Genomic DNA, 19,217 nt, shown 5'->3' with positions numbered 1-19,217 from the left:
CAGGTGAATATTATGGATCGCAGCAGCATTACCGGCGTTATTTTAGCGGGCGGAAGCTCGAGCAGGATGGGGGAGGATAAGGGATTGGTTGAGGTAAAAGGTCAGCCTTTGTTCGAAATCATAGCTGACAGGCTCTCTCCACAGGTGGGTAATATACTGATCAGTTGTAACCAAAATGCGGATCGCTACGGCAAAAAATTTCAGACTGTCCCAGACCTCACACAGGATTTCTCCGGTCCACTTGCCGGTATGCTGGCCGCTTTAACGGTAAGTCAGACAGAATGGGTGCTGTTCGTACCTTGTGACGTCCCGGGATTCCCCATTAACTTAGCCGAAACGTTTTTGTCCGAGTTATCAGGCTGTCAGGCCCTCTATGCACGAGATCCGGAACGGGAGCATCCGACACTTTGCCTGCTCAACCGCAATCTTATTCCAGCCTTGACATCCTATCTTGAAAATGGCGACCGTAAACTCATGATTTTCTTCCATAACGTCGGTGCCAAATCAGTTATGTTTAATCATGCTGCAGATTTTTCCAACCTCAATTGCCCGCAAGATGTTTCGCGTTGGCAGAGCGAATCACAATGAACAATCGTGAAATACCACTGCTCGGAATAGTGGCTTACAGTGGCACGGGCAAAACGACACTATTGAAACAACTCATTCCGCATCTTCGCCAACGAGGCATCCGTGTAGGCCTTATCAAACACACTCATCACGACGTTGACGTTGATACGCCAGGAAAAGACAGCTTCGAACTGAGAAAGGCTGGCGCAGATCAAACTATGGTCGCAAGCAGTGACAGATGGGCATTAATGACAGAGACAGCGCATCAGGAACCTCTTGATCTCAGGTACCTTGCGACACGTTTCGACAGTAAAAGTCTCGATATGATTTTGGTTGAGGGATTCAAACACGAGAGGATAGATAAAATTGTGTTGTACAGGGAAGAAAGCGGCATGCATTTAGAGCAGTTGATTGATTCTTATGTCATTGCGGTTGCCAGCAATCAATTACCGGCTCTGAATTTGGAATCAATCAGGGTGCTGGATCTCAATAAGATCGAAGAAATAGAGTGTTTTATTGTCGAATGGCTGGAAAAACAAGCTAATTAGCAGGTTTTACTTTCCTGCTTTCCCTAAATTCCACATAGCAAAAAGCCCTGTACGTCAGTACAGGGCTTTCCACTTATTTGATGCCTGGCAGTTCCCTACTCTCGCATGGGGAGACCCCACACTACCATCGGCGCTACGGCGTTTCACTTCTGAGTTCGGCATGGGGTCAGGTGGGACCACCGCGCTAGTGCCGCCAGGCAAATTCTGTTTTATCCATAACGCGCACCTTAAGTCAGGCTTGCACTACGAACCAATCTCGGAACTTCAGCTGAAAATCTACTTCAGAGCCACTCTAAAACACCTTTGGTGTTGTAAGGTTAAGCCTCTCGGGTCATTAGTACTGGTTAGCTCAATGCATCGCTGCACTTACACACCCAGCCTATCAACGTCTTAGTCTTAAACGTCCCTTCAGGTGGCTTAAAGCCACAGGGAAGACTCATCTCGAGGCAAGTTTCGCGCTTAGATGCTTTCAGCGCTTATCTTTTCCGCATTTAGCTACCGGGCAATGCCATTGGCATGACAACCCGAACACCAGTGATGCGTCCACTCCGGTCCTCTCGTACTAGGAGCAGCCCCTCTCAATCTTCCAACGCCCACGGCAGATAGGGACCGAACTGTCTCACGACGTTCTAAACCCAGCTCGCGTACCACTTTAAACGGCGAACAGCCGTACCCTTGGGACCTACTTCAGCCCCAGGATGTGATGAGCCGACATCGAGGTGCCAAACACCGCCGTCGATATGAACTCTTGGGCGGTATCAGCCTGTTATCCCCGGAGTACCTTTTATCCGTTGAGCGATGGCCCTTCCATTCAGAACCACCGGATCACTATGACCTACTTTCGTACCTGCTCGAGCCGTCACTCTCGCAGTCAAGCTAGCTTATGCCATTGCACTAACCTCACGATGTCCGACCGTGATTAGCTAACCTTCGTGCTCCTCCGTTACTCTTTAGGAGGAGACCGCCCCAGTCAAACTACCCACCAGACACTGTCCTCACCCCGGATTACGGGGCCGAGTTAGAACATCAAACATTAAAGGGTGGTATTTCAAGGTTGGCTCCACGCAGACTGGCGTCCACGCTTCAAAGCCTCCCACCTATCCTACACATCAAGGCTCAATGTTCAGTGTCAAGCTATAGTAAAGGTTCACGGGGTCTTTCCGTCTTGCCGCGGGTACACTGCATCTTCACAGCGAGTTCAATTTCACTGAGTCTCGGGTGGAGACAGCCTGGCCATCATTACGCCATTCGTGCAGGTCGGAACTTACCCGACAAGGAATTTCGCTACCTTAGGACCGTTATAGTTACGGCCGCCGTTTACCGGGGCTTCGATCAAGAGCTTCGCATTGCTGCTAACCCCATCAATTAACCTTCCGGCACCGGGCAGGCGTCACACCGTATACGTCCACTTTCGTGTTTGCACAGTGCTGTGTTTTTATTAAACAGTTGCAGCCAGCTGGTATCTGCGACTGGCTTCAGCTCCGGGAGCAAGTCCCTTCACCTACGCGCCAGCGTGCCTTCTCCCGAAGTTACGGCACCATTTTGCCTAGTTCCTTCACCCGAGTTCTCTCAAGCGCCTGAGTATTCTCTACCTGACCACCTGTGTCGGTTTGGGGTACGATTTCGTGTTACCTGGAGCTTAGAGGCTTTTCCTGGAAGCATGGCATCAACTACTTCACCACCGTAGTGGCTCGTTATCACGCCTCAGGGTTAGTATGTAACCGGATTTACCAAGTCACACCCCCTACACGCTTGAACCGGGACAACCGTCGCCCGGCTAGCCTAGCCTTCTCCGTCCCCCCTTCGCAGTAACACCAAGTGCTGGAATATTAACCAGCTTCCCATCGACTACGCTTTTCAGCCTCGCCTTAGGGGTCGACTCACCCTGCCCCGATTAACGTTGGACAGGAACCCTTGGTCTTCCGGCGTGCGGGTTTTTCACCCGCATTATCGTTACTTATGTCAGCATTCGCACTTCTGATACCTCCAGCAACCCTCACAGGTCACCTTCGACGGCTTACAGAACGCTCCCCTACCCAACAACGCCTAAGCGTCGCTGCCGCAGCTTCGGTGCATGGTTTAGCCCCGTTACATCTTCCGCGCAGGCCGACTCGACCAGTGAGCTATTACGCTTTCTTTAAATGATGGCTGCTTCTAAGCCAACATCCTGGCTGTCTATGCCTTCCCACATCGTTTCCCACTTAACCATGACTTTGGGACCTTAGCTGGCGGTCTGGGTTGTTTCCCTCTTCACGACGGACGTTAGCACCCGCCGTGTGTCTCCCGTGATAACATTCTTCGGTATTCGTAGTTTGCATCGAGTTGGTAAGCCGGGATGGCCCCCTAGTCGAAACAGTGCTCTACCCCCGAAGATGAGTTCACGAGGCGCTACCTAAATAGCTTTCGGGGAGAACCAGCTATCTCCCGGTTTGATTGGCCTTTCACCCCCAGCCACAAGTCATCCGCTAATTTTTCAACATTAGTCGGTTCGGTCCTCCAGTTAGTGTTACCCAACCTTCAACCTGCCCATGGCTAGATCACCGGGTTTCGGGTCTATACCTTGCAACTTGACGCCCAGTTAAGACTCGGTTTCCCTACGGCTCCCCTATACGGTTAACCTTGCTACAAAATATAAGTCGCTGACCCATTATACAAAAGGTACGCAGTCACCCAACAAAGTAGGCTCCCACTGCTTGTACGTACACGGTTTCAGGTTCTATTTCACTCCCCTCGCCGGGGTTCTTTTCGCCTTTCCCTCACGGTACTGGTTCACTATCGGTCAGTCAGGAGTATTTAGCCTTGGAGGATGGTCCCCCCATATTCAGACAGGATGTCACGTGTCCCGCCCTACTCATCGAACTCACAATGCATGCATTTTTGTGTACGGGACTATCACCCTATACTGTGCGACTTTCCAGACGCTTCCACTAACACATACGCTGATGTTGGTTCTGGGCTCTTCCCCGTTCGCTCGCCGCTACTGGGGGAATCTCGGTTGATTTCTTTTCCTCGGGGTACTTAGATGTTTCAGTTCCCCCGGTTCGCCTTGCATGGCTATGTATTCACCATGCAATAGTGTGTCGAAACACACTGGGTTTCCCCATTCGGGTATCGTCGGTTATAACGGTTCATATCACCTTACCGACGCTTTTCGCAGATTAGCACGCCCTTCATCGCCTCTGACTGCCTAGGCATCCACCGTGTACGCTTAGTCGCTTAACCTCACAACCCGAAGGTGTCTTAAAGACATCATCGCGCTGCGATTATTTGAGAGACTCTGTTACAGACTAATCCACCACTCAGCACTTCTACGGAGAGTGATGTTCAGCTGTAAACTTTCAATTTTCAGCTTGTTCCAGATTGTTAAAGAGCAATATCTTAAACACGACTCGTTAAAGTCATCTTTAAGATATTCGGTGATAATGTCTTTCACACATTATCGGAGTGGCGTCCCCAAGGGGATTCGAACCCCTGTTACAGCCGTGAAAGGGCAGTGTCCTAGGCCTCTAGACGATGGGGACACGAAAAATCCGCACCAGACCACGCCGTGGTTTGGCACTTTTCGCATCAGCGTAAGGTTGCCCTTACCGCATCAACAGGTGCTCTTGCTCATTAATTTCATCAGACAATCTGTGTGGACACTGCACAATGCGTATCTTTAGGTAAGGAGGTGATCCAACCGCAGGTTCCCCTACGGTTACCTTGTTACGACTTCACCCCAGTCATGAATCACAAAGTGGTAAGCGCCCTCCCGAAGGTTAAGCTACCTACTTCTTTTGCAACCCACTCCCATGGTGTGACGGGCGGTGTGTACAAGGCCCGGGAACGTATTCACCGTAGCATTCTGATCTACGATTACTAGCGATTCCGACTTCATGGAGTCGAGTTGCAGACTCCAATCCGGACTACGACATACTTTATGAGGTCCGCTTGCTCTCGCGAGTTTGCTTCTCTTTGTATATGCCATTGTAGCACGTGTGTAGCCCTACTCGTAAGGGCCATGATGACTTGACGTCATCCCCACCTTCCTCCGGTTTATCACCGGCAGTCTCCTTTGAGTTCCCGACATTACTCGCTGGCAACAAAGGATAAGGGTTGCGCTCGTTGCGGGACTTAACCCAACATTTCACAACACGAGCTGACGACAGCCATGCAGCACCTGTCTCAGAGTTCCCGAAGGCACTAAGCTATCTCTAGCGAATTCTCTGGATGTCAAGAGTAGGTAAGGTTCTTCGCGTTGCATCGAATTAAACCACATGCTCCACCGCTTGTGCGGGCCCCCGTCAATTCATTTGAGTTTTAACCTTGCGGCCGTACTCCCCAGGCGGTCGACTTAACGCGTTAGCTCCGGAAGCCACGCCTCAAGGGCACAACCTCCAAGTCGACATCGTTTACAGCGTGGACTACCAGGGTATCTAATCCTGTTTGCTCCCCACGCTTTCGCACCTGAGCGTCAGTCTTTGTCCAGGGGGCCGCCTTCGCCACCGGTATTCCTCCAGATCTCTACGCATTTCACCGCTACACCTGGAATTCTACCCCCCTCTACAAGACTCTAGCTTGCCAGTTTCAAATGCAGTTCCCAAGTTAAGCTCGGGGATTTCACATCTGACTTAACAAACCGCCTGCGTGCGCTTTACGCCCAGTAATTCCGATTAACGCTTGCACCCTCCGTATTACCGCGGCTGCTGGCACGGAGTTAGCCGGTGCTTCTTCTGCGAGTAACGTCAATGTACAGTGCTATTAACACTGAACCCTTCCTCCTCGCTGAAAGTGCTTTACAACCCTAAGGCCTTCTTCACACACGCGGCATGGCTGCATCAGGCTTGCGCCCATTGTGCAATATTCCCCACTGCTGCCTCCCGTAGGAGTCTGGACCGTGTCTCAGTTCCAGTGTGGCTGGTCATCCTCTCAGACCAGCTAGGGATCGTCGCCTAGGTGAGCCATTACCCCACCTACTAGCTAATCCCATCTGGGCACATCCGATGGCGTGAGGCCCGAAGGTCCCCCACTTTGCTCTTGCGAGGTCATGCGGTATTAGCTACCGTTTCCAGTAGTTATCCCCCTCCATCAGGCAGTTTCCCAGACATTACTCACCCGTCCGCCGCTCGTCACCCAGAGAGCAAGCTCTCCTGTGCTACCGCTCGACTTGCATGTGTTAGGCCTGCCGCCAGCGTTCAATCTGAGCCATGATCAAACTCTTCAATTAAAAGTTCGATTTGCTTAAACAAGTTAAGCGGTGCTCAAAAATTAACTTTCGTAATAATTCACTAAAATGAATTACTGCTTGGTCACTCTTTAAGACTTGATATTTTTTGCCACCGAGGTGGCTGATATCGTCTTGTGAGTGCCCACACAGATTGTCTGATAAATTGTTAAAGAGCGTACGTTGCGAGACTTAACTCAGCAACGTGGGAGGCAGATAATACTCTTTCTCCCTGAAGAGTCAACCATTTTCTTTTACAAGATGCGGTGTTTTCACCGGGTTGATTCTTCCTGGCTGGGCGACTTGTTCTCGTTAGAGGAGTCGTTGTTCCCGGTCAGTGGAGGCGCATTATAGGGAGTTCTCCGAAGGCCGCAACCCCTAATTTCAATTATTTTACCAACCGTTCACTAATTCATCAAAAAAGCCCGTAACGGATAAATTTCGACCGATTTCAGCGAAAAACACGCCGGTTTAAAGCCCGGAGCTGGAGTAAACTCTCTTTAATAAAGAGAAAAGGTATTCAGGAATCACCTCCATGTTACTTAATGCACAGCAACAAGCTGCCCAGCGCAATCTTTCCTATTTGCTGGCAGAGAAGATTGCCCAGCGGGTTCTGTCTGGCGATTACCCGGAAGGTTCGATACTGCCCGGAGAGAATGAGTTAGGTGAGATTTTTGGCGTCAGCCGGACAGCAGTTCGGGAAGCCGTGAAGACGCTGGCGGCAAAAGGCATGCTTTTACCCCGTCCCCGTATTGGTACGCGAGTGATGCCGCAATCCAGCTGGAACTTTCTCGACCAGGATTTGCTCACCTGGTGGATGACGCGTGAAAACTTCGATCAGGTGATGGCACATTTTATTGTATTGCGCAGAGCGCTCGAACCGCAGGCCTGTGCATTAGCCGCTCTTTCGGCCAGTGATGATCAAAAGCATCAGCTCTCTCTTTATATGTATCAAATGAGAATGCTGCATAACAGCTTTGATCGGGAGCGCTGGATTAGGGTGGATGCTCAGTTTCACCAGCTGATTTATGAGGCGGGGAAAAATCCTTTCCTGACGTCGTTTTCGAATTTATTCAGTTCGGTCTATCAGAGTTACTTCCGGGCGATCACGGGGAATGAAGTGATTAAGCTGGAATATCATCAGCGCCTGACCGATGCCATCCTTGCCAGCGATGCCAATGCGGCACTGCTGGCCTGTCAGCGTCTGTTACTTAGTGACCAATGACCCTACGGACTGACGCACAACCAGTTCCGGCGTAAGTACCAGGACTTGCGGTTCCGCCTCCGGGTCCTGCAGGCGATGCAAGAGAGCATCGACAGCGAGTTCACCCAGCGAATCTTTCGGCTGATGGATAGTCGTCAGCGGTGGCATCATATATTGCGCCAGCTGGATATCATCGTAGCCGATGACAGCCACATCGTCAGGCACACGTAATCCGCGCTGATAGAGAGCCTGATAGGCGCCGACGGCCATGGCATCATTTCCGGCAAACACAGCATGAGGCGGTTCGGGGAGTGCCAGCAGTTTTTCCATCGCCGGGACGCCACCTTCGAATTCAAAATCTCCACTGACTTCATAGCCCGGTAAAATTTCCAGGCCAGCTTTATTCATCGCCTGACGGTAACCATTCAGCCGTTCCTGCGCCGTCGTTTTATCCAGCGGCCCGGTGATACAAGCGATTTTACGATAGCCCTGACGGATCAAATATTCCGTCGCCATCTCTCCTCCCAGCAGCGCATTGTCCTGAATGACGTCATTCGCGCCGTCAAACGGTGACCAGTCCATCATTACTATGGGTAAAGAAGGATAGCGGCTGATGGCATCTTTTGAAGGCCGGTGATTTTCGGTGCACATTAATAGCAGGCCATCGACCCGCTTTTGCAGAAGAGTTTCCAGGCTGCGATTCATGCGCTCGGCATCGCCGTCGGTATTGCACAAGATCAGGCTGTAACCACGTTCATAGCAACTGCGTTCAACCCCCCGTACCACTTCTGAATAAAACGGGTTACTGCTGGCGGTCAACAACATGCCAATAGTGCGGGTCTGATTCAATTTAAGACTGCGGGCAAGGGCTGAAGGCGCGTAATTGAGCTGTTCTACGGCGGCATTCACTTTGCCGGCAATAGCTTCACTGACAAAACGATTTTTGTTGATGACATGAGAAACGGTAGAGGTTGAAACGCCCGCGAGGCGGGCGACATCTTTCATGGTGGCCAATCAGGCCTCCTGCTGTGCGAGAAAATCGTCTATTTCTTTACGCCACGGAACAGAAGGTTGCGCACCGGGACGCGTCACGGCAATAGCTGCCGCGGCGTGAGCAAAACGTACCGCGCTGTCCATCTGCTTGCCCTCGAGCAAAGCGGTCACTAAGGCGCCATTAAAGGTATCACCAGCCGCAATGGTATCGACGGCTTTCACACGGAAACCTGCGACTAACTTCCCTTCACCGTTCTGACTCAACCAGACGCCTTTACTCCCCAGCGTAATAATGACGGTCGCAATACCTTTGTCATGCAGGGCTTTTGCAGCACGTGCGGCATCTTCATTATTGTCGACGTTAATACCGGTCAGCTTTTCAGCTTCGGTTTCATTCGGAGTGATGATATCCACCCGCGAAAGTAATTCGTCCGGCAATTCACAAGCCGGTGCAGGGTTAAGAATCACCTGAGTGTCGTGTTCTTTGGCTATTTTTGCCGCCGCAATCACCGTGTCTAACGGGGATTCCAGTTGCATTAATAAAGCCGAGGCTTCAATGACCTGCTGTTTGTAACGATCGAGGTACTCAGGCGTGACGGCATTATTCGCCCCGGCATCAATACCAATAACGTTCTCACCTTCCGCATTCACAAAAATCAGCGCAACGCCGGTGGTGGCATCCTTGATGGCTTCAACCGGGTGCGTATCAATCTGGTCACTGGCCAGTTGTTTGCGAACCCTTTCGCCAATATCGTCGTCTCCCACACAGGCAATAAACGAAATATCTGCGCCACTGCGGCCGGCGGCTACCGCCTGATTCGCACCTTTACCGCCGAAAGCAACGGTGTATTGCTTACCGATCACCGTTTCGCCCGGTTGCGGGAAGTGGTTGATATTCAGAATGTGGTCAGCGTTGATACTGCCGAGTACCACCAGTTTGCCTGTCTTCATGTGGAAATCCCTGAGTTTAAAGAGCGCCTCCCGTCAGGAGGCGCTTGTTACAGCATCAATCATGCGGATTTTACGGCTGAGCAACCAGTTTCAAATCAACCGGGATAACCGCCGGGACTTTTTCGCCTTTCAGCACTTTATCGGCAGTCTGAACACCGATCACGCCAATTTGTTCCGGACGCTGTGCCACGGTCGCGCCCATTTTGCCGCTGTTTACCGCTTTAATACCGTCTTCAGTGCCGTCGAAGCCGACAACCAGAACGTCAGTTTTACCGGCAGTTTGCAGAGCACGCAATGCACCCAGCGCCATTTCGTCATTCTGAGCGAACACGGCCTGCACGTCCTGATGCGCAGTCAGCAAGTTCTGCATAACGTTCAGACCTTTGGTACGGTCGAAGTCAGCAGGCTGGCTGGCGAGGATCTGGAAATGGTGTTTTTCAGCTGCCTGAGCGAAACCTTTACCACGTTCACGGGCAACGGACGTCCCCGCAATCCCTTCCAGTTCGATGACTTTGGCGTTTTCGCCCAGTTTTTTCGCGATGTAATCACCGGCCATTTTCCCGCCGAAGGCGTTATCAGAAGCGACATGGCTGGCGACAACCCCTTTGGTTGCCTGGCGGTCAAGGGTGATCACCGGGATTTTGGCCTGGTTTGCCATTGCTACGGCGTTGCCTACGGCATCAGAATCGGTCGGGTTAATCAGCATCAGCTTCGTGCCACGAACGGTCAGATCCTGCACGTTCGCGAGTTCTTTCGCCGGGTTATTCTGAGAATCAAGAACAATCAGGTTGTAGCCCAGTTTGTCGGCTTCTTTCTGCGCGCCGTCTTTCATGGAAACGAAGAACGGGTTGTTCAGCGTTGAAACGACCAAGGCAATGGTGTCTTTCGCCATCACGTTAGCACTGAAAGAAGCGGTGATCGCTGCGGCGGAAACCCAGACAGCCAGTTTTTTCATATTCATGGTCATAAGTCCTGTAGGAGAGTTTATTTGTTGCTTTTGTTATCCACCAGAACCGCCAGCAGAATGACAACTGCTTTCACGATCATCTGGTAGTAGGAAGAAACACCTAATAAGTTCAAACCGTTATTCAGGAAGCCAAGGATCAGTGCACCGATCAGCGTTCCAACAATGCGTCCTTTACCCCCGGACAGGCTGGTTCCCCCCAAAACAACAGCGGCAATCGCATCCAGCTCGTAACCGGTACCCGCGTTAGGCTGCGCAGAAGACAGGCGCGCCACTTCGATGATACTGGCCAGAGCGGCTAACAAACCACACAGGGAGTAGACGATAATTTTAACTTTATCAACGCTGATACCTGACAGGCGCGTCGCGGATTCATTACCGCCCAGCGCGTAGATATAGCGCCCTAACCGGGTGTGATGCAGCATGTACCAGGCTGCAATAAACACCACGGCCATCAGCCAGACCGGTGTCGGAATACCCAGCGGGCGACCGATACCAAACCAGCCAAAGACATCTGCCACATCATTAAAACCGGTGCTGATCGGGCTGCCGTTGGTGTACACCATCGTGATACCGCGCAACAGCAGCATCATGACCAGCGTGGCGATGAATGCCTGCACTTTACCTTTGGCGACAATCATACCGGTGACGCCGCCCACCGCCGCCCCCAGCGCCAGCGCGGCGCCGACGGCTACAAAGGCATTCACTTCCAGCCCGACAATCGAGGCGGCAACCGCACCGGTCAGCGCCAGCAAAGAGCCGACGGATAAATCAATGCCCGATGTCAGGATCACCAGCGTCATGCCCACGGCCATAATGGCGTTAACGGAGGTTTGCTGAAGAATGTTAAACAGGTTATTCACTGTGAAGAAATTCGGGCTCATTGAAGAGACAACGGCAATCAACACCAGCAGCGCAATCAGAGACTTCTGCTCCAACAACCACTCTTTACTGATCCAGCGCTTTTTGGCTGATAATGTCTGAGAACTCATATCTGATTACTCCTGCGTCACGCGGTATTGCTTGCCGACAGCGGCTGCCATCAACACTTCTTGCGTAGCCTGTGCTATCGGGAATTCACCGCTTAAATGACCTTCGTGCATCACCAGAACCCGGTCACTCATGCCAATGACTTCAGGCATTTCTGAGGAAACCAAAATGATGCTTAGCCCTTCGCGCTTGAACTGGTTAATAAGCTGGTAAATTTCTTTTTTTGCACCGACGTCAACGCCGCGCGTCGGTTCGTCGAGGATCAGGACTTTTGGCCGCGTCATTAATCCGCGGGCAATCGCCACTTTTTGCTGATTACCACCGGAGAGCAGGCCAATAGGCTGCATCATCGATGGTGTTTTAATATTGAAGAGACGAATGAAATCTCCGACAGCCTGTTGTTCATCAGCATGTTTGAGACGTCCGCCGCCGTGGCTGAAATAACGCAGCGCTGTCAGCGACATGTTCTCTTTCACTGACATCCCAAGCACTAAACCATCACGTTTGCGGTCTTCAGAAATGTAAACGATGCCGTTCGCCAGCCCGTCCTGCGGTGAGTGAGTCACCACTTCGCGGCCATCCAGTGAAACGTTGCCACTTTTGCGCGGCAACGCGCCATACAGGATTTTCATCAGTTCGGTACGACCCGCACCCATCAACCCGGAAACGCCGAGGATTTCGCCGCTGTGCAGATCAAAGCTGACGTTATCCACGCCCGGCCCGCTGACATTACGCACCTGCAAACGCAGCGCACCGCGTTCATGATTAATGCGGGGATATTGTTCTTCGAGGCGACGGCCAACCATCATTTCAATCAGCGTGTCTTCCTCCAGCGAACTGACCGGACGCTCAGCGATGAACTGCCCGTCGCGGAAAACGGTGACGTCGTCGCAGATTTCAAAGATTTCTTTCATACGGTGGGAGATATACACCACGCCGCAGCCAGCCGCTTTCAGCTCACGAATGACGCTGAACAGAGAGGCGGTTTCGGTATCGGTCAGGGCATCCGTCGGTTCATCCATAATGATGACTTTGGATTCAAAGCTCAGCACCTTGGCAATCTCGACCATTTGCTGGTCGCCGATGGATAAATCCCCCACCAGCCGGTTGCTTTTGTAACGCAGATTCAGGCGCGCCAGCAGTTTATCGGCCTCGGCATACATCTTTTTCCAGTTGATGCGGCCAAAACCGTTCACAAACTCGCGGCCAAGGAAGATATTCTCGGCAATGGTCAGTTGAGGGATTAGGTTTAATTCCTGATGGATAATGCCGATCCCGGCTTCCTGCGACGCTTTCGGACCGTTAAACACCGTTTCCTTTCCGAGGAAATGCACTGAACCGGCATCTTTTTGATAGATGCCGGTCAGCACTTTCATCATCGTGGATTTACCCGCGCCGTTTTCACCCACCAGCGCCATGACACGTCCCGGATAAACGCTGAGCGCCGCGCCGGAAAGTGCTTTTACGCCGGGAAAGGCTTTATCAATCCCTGTCAGTTGCAGCAAAGGTTGCATAAAGGCCTCAGAAGGTTACGCCGGCACACAGGATCACATTCGCGTACGGCGAACATTCCCCGCTGCGGATGACAGCCCGACTTTTTTCGGTTTGCGCTTTGAATGCCTCATGACTGACGTAATCCAAAGCAATGGTGTTTCCCTGGTGTTGTTCGAGTTGTGTCAAACGGGCGAGTAACGCTTCATGGAGTTGAGGATTTTTCGTGAGGATTTCCTCTGCGAGGATAGCCCGCTCAACCTGCATCTCGTGTGTCACTACCTCTAAGACTTGTAAAAAGGTGGGAACTCCCTGGGTTAGCGCCAGATCGATGCGCTGGCAAGCTGCTGGCACCGGAAGTCCGGCATCGCCAATAACCAGCTGATCGGTATGACCTAACCGGGCAATAACAGTTGAGATTTCGGCATTTAACAGCGGTGACTTCTTCATTTTGACTCCTACAGCGAAACGTTTCGCTCACGGATGAGTTTATGAAAATGTCCGCACAAGGCAACGAAGATGTGATGGAATTGTGATCAGCGTCGAAACGTTTCGCTGAATGATTCAGAAATCAGAGGGCAATTTGAGTTAGTCGTTTCAGAAAGGATTACGCGCAAACAAAACAGGGTACCCGAAGGTACCCTGTCAGAGACTCAACTGAACGTCAGATTTCCACCTGAGTACCCAGTTCGATAACGCGGTTCGGCGGGATCTCAAACTGATCTGGCGCGCGCAGGGCGTTTCGGCTCAGGGCCATAAACAGCTTACCGCGGAAGTAGAGATACCACGGACGCTTGGTCAGGATCAGCGATTCATGCGACATAAAGAACGACGTTTCCATCATCCGGCACGGCAACCCTTCCAGACCGCAGCGATGGAAGATCTCTTCCACATTCGGCGTTTCTTTAAATCCGTAACTCGCCACCACCCGCCAGAACGTTGGCGACAGTTGCTCAATGGTGACGCGCCGGACGTTATGCACATAAGGCGCATCTTCCGTTCGCAGCGTCAGCAAGACCACCCGCTCATGCAGCACTTTGTTGTGCTTGAGGTTGTGCAGTAAGGCAAAAGGAATGACGTTGATGGCACGGGACATGTAGACCGCGGTGCCCGGAACACGAACCGGCGGCGATTTCTCCAGAGAAGCGATCATTGCCTCGAGAGAATTCCCGTGTTCGTTCATACGGCGCATAAGACGGAAGCGCTCGCTTTTCCAGGTGGTCATCACGATAAACATGCACAAACCGAGCGTCAGCGGCAACCAGCCACCGGAGAACAGTTTGGTGGCATTCGCGGCGAACAGTGGAATATCCATAAACAGCAGACCGATCAGCAAAATTCCCACCAGGAACGGTTTCCAGTGCCAGTTTTTCAGCGCCACCGTGCAGGAGAGAATGCTGGTCAGCACCATGGTGCCGGTCACGGCGATACCGTACGCCGCCGCCAGATTGCTTGAATGCTCGAAGCTGGCGATAACGATAACCACCGCGAAATACAGCAACCAGTTTATGGCCGGGATGTAAATCTGACCCGCTTCCATTTCCGAGGTGTGGATGATGCGCATTGGCGGTAAGTAGCCCAGTCGCACAGCCTGACGCGTCAGGGAGAACACACCGGAAATCACCGCCTGAGAAGCGATGATGGTCGCTAACGTGGCTAAAACCAGTAACGGAATCAACGCCCAGTCAGGAGCCAGCAGGAAGAAGGGGTTTTTGATCGCTTCCGGATTTTTAAGCAGCAGCGCGCCCTGACCGAAATAGTTCAGAACCAGAGACGGCAATACCACGGTGAACCAGGCCAGACGGATCGGGAATTTCCCGAAATGGCCCATATCGGCATACAGCGCTTCCACACCGGTAATCGACAGAACCACCGCGCCGAGTGCCAGGAAGGAGAAGGATTTATGCTCAATAAAGAAGTTAACTGCCCACATCGGGTTCATGGCACGCAGCACTTCCGGGTTCTGCATGATGCTGTTCACGCCAAGAACCGCCAGCGTCAGGAACCACACCAGCATTACCGGGGCAAAAAGTTTCCCCACGATACCGGTACCGTGTTTCTGAATAATGAAAAGCAACGTCAGGACAGTAATAGAAAGAGGAACGATATAAGGATCAAGGGACGGTGCCGCGATCTCCAGACCTTCCATCGCGGAAAGCACTGAGATGGCCGGCGTGATCACCACTTCACCATAGAAGAAGCTGCCCCCGATGAGGCCGAGGATCACCAGAACCGCCGTGGTGCGTGAGGACGTATTCCTGCCCGCCAGAGACATCAGCGTCAAAATACCGCCTTCGCCCGCATTGTCCGCCCGCATCACATAAGTGAGGTATTTGAGCGACACAATCAGGATCAGCATCCAGAAAATCAGAGAAAGAAAACCAAATACGACGCTAGGCTCAACATTGAAACCATAGTGTCCGGAAAAACACTCTCTTAAGGTATAGAGAGGACTGGTACCAATGTCGCCATAGACCACACCAATGGCGGCCAGGGTTACTGCTGGGAGTGACCGTTTATGTTCAGTGCTCATATTTCGTTTCTTTTTTGCTCGAACATCCGTAAGCGATGCGTGCGCTCAGTCCAATGATGCCCACTAAAAGGCGCACAGTATGCACGAATAAATCAGATTGCCTACCCTTAAATGTGCAGCTAAACCGGCGTTCAGATGAACGAGGTCACAATTCTGATAATAGAAAATTTTTAGTAATCAACAAGCTATACAGTGAAAAATAATCATGGCTTATCGCTGCGAGCCAGTACACTATTCAATATCTAAATGGAAACCGGAAGAGACAGTATGGCGCAATCTCCCCTTCTGGCAGAACGGATCGCCCGTCTTGCTAACGCACTGGAACATGGCTTGTACGAACGACAGGACGCCATTCGTTTATGCCTGCTGGCCGCACTGTGCGGTGAAAGCGTTTTTCTGCTGGGCCCGCCGGGCATTGCGAAAAGTTTGATCGCCCGTCGTCTGAAGTATGCCTTCCGCCATGCACGCGCCTTTGAATATCTGATGACGCGATTTTCCACGCCGGAAGAAGTCTTTGGTCCGCTCTCAATTCAGGCCCTGAAAGATGAGGGCCGTTATCTGCGTCTGACCGAAGGGTATCTGCCGGAAGCAGAAATCGTCTTCCTGGATGAGATATGGAAAGCGGGTCCCGCCATCCTCAATACCCTGCTAACTGCGATTAACGAACGTCGCTTTCGTAATGGCGAACGCGAAGAGGCGATCCCTTTGCGTTTGCTGGTCAGCGCATCCAATGAATTGCCCGAAGCCGACGGCAGCCTGGAAGCGTTATACGACCGCATGCTTATCCGTTTGTGGCTCGATAAGGTACAGGATAAGCAAAATTTCCGCTCCCTGCTGACCAGCAGGACTAACGAAAGCGCCAATCCGGTGGCTGAATCTCTGAGCATCAGCGATGAAGAGTATCAGCAATGGCAGGGCGAGATAGAAAAAGTCAGTCTGCCGGACGAGTGCTTTGAACTGATATTCCAGCTTCGTCAGCGCCTTGATGCCCTTGATACAGCGCCATATGTGTCGGATCGGCGCTGGAAGAAAGCCTTGCGTCTGTTGCAGGCCTGCGCCTTTTTCAGCGGACGAAACGCCATCACGCCTGTCGATTTGATCCTGCTGAAAGACTGCCTGTGGCATGACCTCAATACCTACCATCTTCTGCAAACTCAGATTGAACAGCTGATCACCGAGCAGGCTTATCATCAGCAAACACTCCTGATGAAAATCCAGCAACTGGATCAGCAATGGATGCAATATCAGCAGCAACAAAGCTCGCGCCAGTCGATAAAACTGAGCAAAAAAGCCGGAATTTTCAGCCGGAAACCTCAGCACAGCCTGCCAGACACTCTTTCCGCCAGCAGCCTGACGCTGTTGTTGCAAACGCCTTTGCACCTGCATGAAATCAAGGTCACGCATCTGCTCTTCGACCACAAGGCGCTGGAAGAGTGGCTCAATAAAGGCGGCATCCTGAAAGCCAAACTGAACGGTATTGGTTTTGCGCAAACCCTTGATGCTGAGATTGATGATAAACAGCAACTGCTGGTGCTGGACGTCAGCCGTCAAAGCACGCCGCTGACGTTGCCGGGCAATGAACATATCGCCGTGCCTGACGAAATGAAGAATACGCTGAGCGATCTGACGGCAAAACTGACCCGGCAGCGGCAGGAATTCAGCCAGCAGCAAAACTGTCTGTTTGTACCGGCAGAATGGATGGCAAAAATCGAAGCCAGTCTGTTGCAGGTCACCGAGCAGTTACGCCATCAGCAACAGACGTTCAGCGGACACTAACCATGTTCAGCCTGGAATCTCTGGATCTGCTGCTGGCTATCAGCGAAACGGAAATCATCGAAGAACTTATTGTGGGGCTTCTGGCCGCGCCTGCGCTGTCGGTGTTTTTCGAGAAGTTTCCCCGGCTGAAGCGCGCACTGACCAAAGATCTTCCTGAATGGAAGTTACGGCTGCGTCAGAGGATCCACGAAACGCCCGTACCGCCGGATCTGGCGAAAGAATTCTACCTTTATCAGCACTGTCAGCAGAGGGATGTCACCACCTTCCAGACCGGGCTACCGGCACTTATTGATGAGTTAATCCGCCTCAATTCGCCTTTCACCACTGAAGCCCGCACGTTACAGGAAAACAATGAAGCCTCGCGTACGGCGCAGACCGGTAACAGTTTTCAAACGCTGTTTCTTCAGCGCTGGCGCCTGAACCTGACCTTCCAGACGGTGAACGTTCATCATCAGTTACTGGAACAGGAACAGGAGAAATTGCAGGAAGAATTATTGCAACGGCTGGAACTCAGCAGCGAGCTGTCTCCTTTATTAGCGGAGAACGATACCGCGGCAGGCCGTCTGTGGGACATGAGTAAAGGAAAGCGCCTGCGCGGTGACATTCAGTCACTGGCACGCTTCGGTGCGTTCCTGCAACAGCAGCCGGAACTGATGCGTCTGGCCGAACAACTCGGACGCAGCCAGACGGTCAAAACCAGTCCACATGAAGATGCTAAAATGGAGACGCACCGGCTGATGGTGCGCGAACCCGCCACGGTGCCGGAAGAAGTGAATGGCATCCATCAGAGCGATGATATCTTGCGACTGATGCCCACCGAACTGGGCACGCTGGGGATCCCCGAACTGGAGTTCGAATTTTATCGCCGTTTGCTGGAAAAACGCCTGATGACTTACCGCCTGCAAGGCGACGTCTGGCGCGAGAAAGTGGTAAAGCGCCCGGTGGTGCATCAGCAACAGGAACCACAACCGCGTGGCCCGTTTGTGGTGTGCGTGGACACTTCCGGTTCTATGGGCGGCTTCAATGAACAGTGTGCGAAAGCTTTTTGCCTGGCGCTGCTGAGAATTGCTCTTGCGGATAACCGTCGCTGTTACATCATGTTGTTTGCCAGTGAAGTGATCCACTATGAACTGACGTCAAGCGGCGGACTGGATCAGGCACTGCGTTTTCTCGGTCAGCATTTTCGCGGCGGTACCGATCTGGCGGCATGCCTGAGTGCCACATTGGACAAGCTAGCCTCGCCGCAATGGCACGATGCAGATGCTATTGTGATCTCAGATTTCATCGCCCAGCGGCTGCCTGACGAAGTGCAAAAGAAAGTCAAAATGCTGCAAAAGGAAAAGCAGCATCGTTTCCACGCCTTAGCGATGTCACATTATGGAAAGCCCGGGATCTTGCGTATCTTCGATCATATCTGGCGCTTTGATACCGGCGTTAAAAGCCGCGTGCAGCGCCGCTGGCAAAGAAACTCACCTTAAAGAGAAAGATAACCATGTCAGAAATCTATCAGCTCGATGAGCTGGATCGCGGGATCCTTAATGCATTGATGGACAACGCCAGGACGCCTTACGCCGAACTGGCAAAGGTCTTCACCGTCAGTCCGGGAACCATCCACGTACGCGTTGAGAAGATGAAGCAGGCGGGCATTATTACCGGCGCGCATATCACCGTGAACCCCAAACAGCTCGGCTACGACGTGTGCTGCTTTATCGGCATTATATTGAAGAGTGCCAAGGACTATCCTTCAGCCCTCAAAAAGCTGGAAAGCATCGAAGAAGTGGTCGAAGCGTATTACACCACCGGTCACTACAGTATCTTCATAAAGATCATGTGCCGTTCCATTGATTCCCTGCAACACGTACTTATCAACAAGATCCAGACAATAGACGAGATCCAGTCTACTGAGACACTGATCTCCCTGCAAAACCCCATCACACGTACCATCCAGCCCTGATCACTGATTTCTATCCCCCTATTATCCACAGGTAGATCCCAGC

Annotated in this window: 13 protein-coding genes, 1 tRNA gene and 3 rRNA genes; 6 read left to right on the top strand and 11 right to left on the bottom strand. The window is 52.0% G+C overall.

Annotation, left to right across the window (positions count from 1 at the left end):
• Positions 1 to 12: 12 nt before the first annotated feature.
• A complete protein-coding gene (gene mobA, locus ABSH60_RS09760) occupies positions 13 to 588 on the top strand; it encodes a molybdenum cofactor guanylyltransferase MobA (protein ID WP_390973759.1) in 576 nt (191 codons plus the stop codon).
• Positions 585 to 1,115: a molybdopterin-guanine dinucleotide biosynthesis protein MobB gene (gene mobB / locus ABSH60_RS09755; RefSeq protein ID WP_217203050.1), complete on the top strand. Its 531-nt coding sequence runs from the start codon at positions 585 to 587 to the stop codon at positions 1,113 to 1,115. Before mobA ends, mobB begins: the two co-directional genes overlap by 4 nt.
• Before the next feature lie 82 nt (positions 1,116 to 1,197).
• Here mobB and rrf read toward each other — a convergent pair.
• The 4 genes from rrf to ABSH60_RS09735 form a co-directional block, all read right to left on the bottom strand.
• Positions 1,198 to 1,313: ribosomal RNA gene (gene rrf / locus ABSH60_RS09750) — 5S ribosomal RNA — on the bottom strand.
• 115 nt (positions 1,314 to 1,428) lie between these two features.
• Positions 1,429 to 4,337: ribosomal RNA gene (locus ABSH60_RS09745) — 23S ribosomal RNA — on the bottom strand.
• 223 nt (positions 4,338 to 4,560) lie between these two features.
• Positions 4,561 to 4,636 (bottom strand) — tRNA-Glu (locus ABSH60_RS09740).
• Positions 4,637 to 4,778: 142 nt separating this feature from the next.
• Positions 4,779 to 6,321 (bottom strand): 16S ribosomal RNA (locus ABSH60_RS09735).
• The 16S, 23S and 5S rRNA genes sit together here with 1 tRNA gene alongside, the layout of an rRNA operon.
• A gap of 532 nt (positions 6,322 to 6,853) precedes the next feature.
• Here ABSH60_RS09735 and ABSH60_RS09730 point away from each other — a divergent pair.
• Complete coding sequence (locus tag ABSH60_RS09730; RefSeq protein WP_390973757.1) at positions 6,854 to 7,543, top strand: FCD domain-containing protein; 690 nt, start codon at positions 6,854 to 6,856, stop codon at positions 7,541 to 7,543.
• On the opposite strand, the gene rbsR is transcribed toward ABSH60_RS09730, so the two are convergent.
• From rbsR to kup, 7 genes are all read right to left on the bottom strand, one after another.
• Positions 7,526 to 8,536, bottom strand: coding sequence for a ribose operon transcriptional repressor RbsR (gene rbsR, locus ABSH60_RS09725; RefSeq protein ID WP_390973755.1), 1,011 nt, complete (start codon positions 8,534 to 8,536; stop codon positions 7,526 to 7,528). The two genes, ABSH60_RS09730 and rbsR, sit on opposite strands and share 18 nt — an antisense overlap.
• Positions 8,537 to 9,466 carry a ribokinase gene (gene rbsK / locus ABSH60_RS09720; RefSeq protein WP_122097117.1) on the bottom strand — a complete coding sequence of 310 codons (930 nt, stop codon included), beginning with the start codon at positions 9,464 to 9,466 and terminating at the stop codon, positions 8,537 to 8,539.
• A 70-nt stretch (positions 9,467 to 9,536) separates the two neighbouring features.
• On the bottom strand, positions 9,537 to 10,427 hold the full coding sequence (rbsB, locus tag ABSH60_RS09715; RefSeq protein WP_056775977.1) for a ribose ABC transporter substrate-binding protein RbsB: 891 nt from the start codon (positions 10,425 to 10,427) through the stop codon (positions 9,537 to 9,539).
• 23 nt (positions 10,428 to 10,450) lie between these two features.
• Positions 10,451 to 11,422, bottom strand: coding sequence for a ribose ABC transporter permease (gene rbsC / locus ABSH60_RS09710; protein ID WP_056775976.1), 972 nt, complete (start codon positions 11,420 to 11,422; stop codon positions 10,451 to 10,453).
• A 6-nt stretch (positions 11,423 to 11,428) separates the two neighbouring features.
• A complete protein-coding gene (rbsA, locus tag ABSH60_RS09705; protein ID WP_056775974.1) occupies positions 11,429 to 12,934 on the bottom strand; it encodes a ribose ABC transporter ATP-binding protein RbsA in 1,506 nt (501 codons plus the stop codon).
• 7 nt (positions 12,935 to 12,941) lie between these two features.
• Positions 12,942 to 13,361 (bottom strand): D-ribose pyranase, encoded by a 420-nt coding sequence (rbsD, locus tag ABSH60_RS09700; protein ID WP_112165437.1) that lies wholly within the window; start codon positions 13,359 to 13,361, stop codon positions 12,942 to 12,944.
• A gap of 214 nt (positions 13,362 to 13,575) precedes the next feature.
• Complete coding sequence (gene kup / locus ABSH60_RS09695; RefSeq protein ID WP_112165435.1) at positions 13,576 to 15,444, bottom strand: low affinity potassium transporter Kup; 1,869 nt, start codon at positions 15,442 to 15,444, stop codon at positions 13,576 to 13,578.
• 267 nt (positions 15,445 to 15,711) lie between these two features.
• Here kup and ravA point away from each other — a divergent pair, with 267 nt between their 5' ends.
• Genes ravA through asnC form a run of 3 tightly spaced genes read left to right on the top strand, consistent with a single transcriptional unit; the run spans position 15,712 to position 19,174 of the window.
• The gene (gene ravA / locus ABSH60_RS09690; protein ID WP_390973750.1) at positions 15,712 to 17,220 is read left to right on the top strand and encodes an ATPase RavA; all 1,509 of its coding nucleotides are present in this window, start codon (positions 15,712 to 15,714) and stop codon (positions 17,218 to 17,220) included.
• A 2-nt stretch (positions 17,221 to 17,222) separates the two neighbouring features.
• The gene (gene viaA, locus ABSH60_RS09685) at positions 17,223 to 18,698 is read left to right on the top strand and encodes an ATPase RavA stimulator ViaA (protein WP_056775968.1); all 1,476 of its coding nucleotides are present in this window, start codon (positions 17,223 to 17,225) and stop codon (positions 18,696 to 18,698) included.
• A gap of 14 nt (positions 18,699 to 18,712) precedes the next feature.
• On the top strand, positions 18,713 to 19,174 hold the full coding sequence (asnC, locus tag ABSH60_RS09680; RefSeq protein ID WP_056775967.1) for a transcriptional regulator AsnC: 462 nt from the start codon (positions 18,713 to 18,715) through the stop codon (positions 19,172 to 19,174).
• The last annotated feature ends 43 nt before the right edge of the window (positions 19,175 to 19,217 follow it).

It is taken from the genome of Rahnella sp. R3(2024) (genome assembly GCF_042920125.1).
GTDB classification, from domain to species: Bacteria; Pseudomonadota; Gammaproteobacteria; order Enterobacterales; family Enterobacteriaceae; genus Rahnella; species Rahnella rivi.
The sequence above is the reverse complement of the archived record's forward strand: the minus strand, read 5'-3'. Positions and strand labels throughout refer to the sequence as shown.

Coding starts and splice junctions, on each gene's coding strand:
- asnC (WP_056775967.1), top strand. CDS start 18,713: ATGTCAGAAATCTATCAGCTCGATGAGCTGGATCGCGGGATCCTTAAT.
- ABSH60_RS09730 (WP_390973757.1), top strand. CDS start 6,854: ATGTTACTTAATGCACAGCAACAAGCTGCCCAGCGCAATCTTTCCTAT.
- rbsA (WP_056775974.1), bottom strand. CDS start 12,934: ATGCAACCTTTGCTGCAACTGACAGGGATTGATAAAGCCTTTCCCGGC.
- rbsB (WP_056775977.1), bottom strand. CDS start 10,427: ATGAATATGAAAAAACTGGCTGTCTGGGTTTCCGCCGCAGCGATCACC.
- mobB (WP_217203050.1), top strand. CDS start 585: ATGAACAATCGTGAAATACCACTGCTCGGAATAGTGGCTTACAGTGGC.
- ravA (WP_390973750.1), top strand. CDS start 15,712: ATGGCGCAATCTCCCCTTCTGGCAGAACGGATCGCCCGTCTTGCTAAC.
- kup (WP_112165435.1), bottom strand. CDS start 15,444: ATGAGCACTGAACATAAACGGTCACTCCCAGCAGTAACCCTGGCCGCC.
- viaA (WP_056775968.1), top strand. CDS start 17,223: ATGTTCAGCCTGGAATCTCTGGATCTGCTGCTGGCTATCAGCGAAACG.
- rbsD (WP_112165437.1), bottom strand. CDS start 13,361: ATGAAGAAGTCACCGCTGTTAAATGCCGAAATCTCAACTGTTATTGCC.
- mobA (WP_390973759.1), top strand. CDS start 13: ATGGATCGCAGCAGCATTACCGGCGTTATTTTAGCGGGCGGAAGCTCG.
- rbsC (WP_056775976.1), bottom strand. CDS start 11,422: ATGAGTTCTCAGACATTATCAGCCAAAAAGCGCTGGATCAGTAAAGAG.
- rbsK (WP_122097117.1), bottom strand. CDS start 9,466: ATGAAGACAGGCAAACTGGTGGTACTCGGCAGTATCAACGCTGACCAC.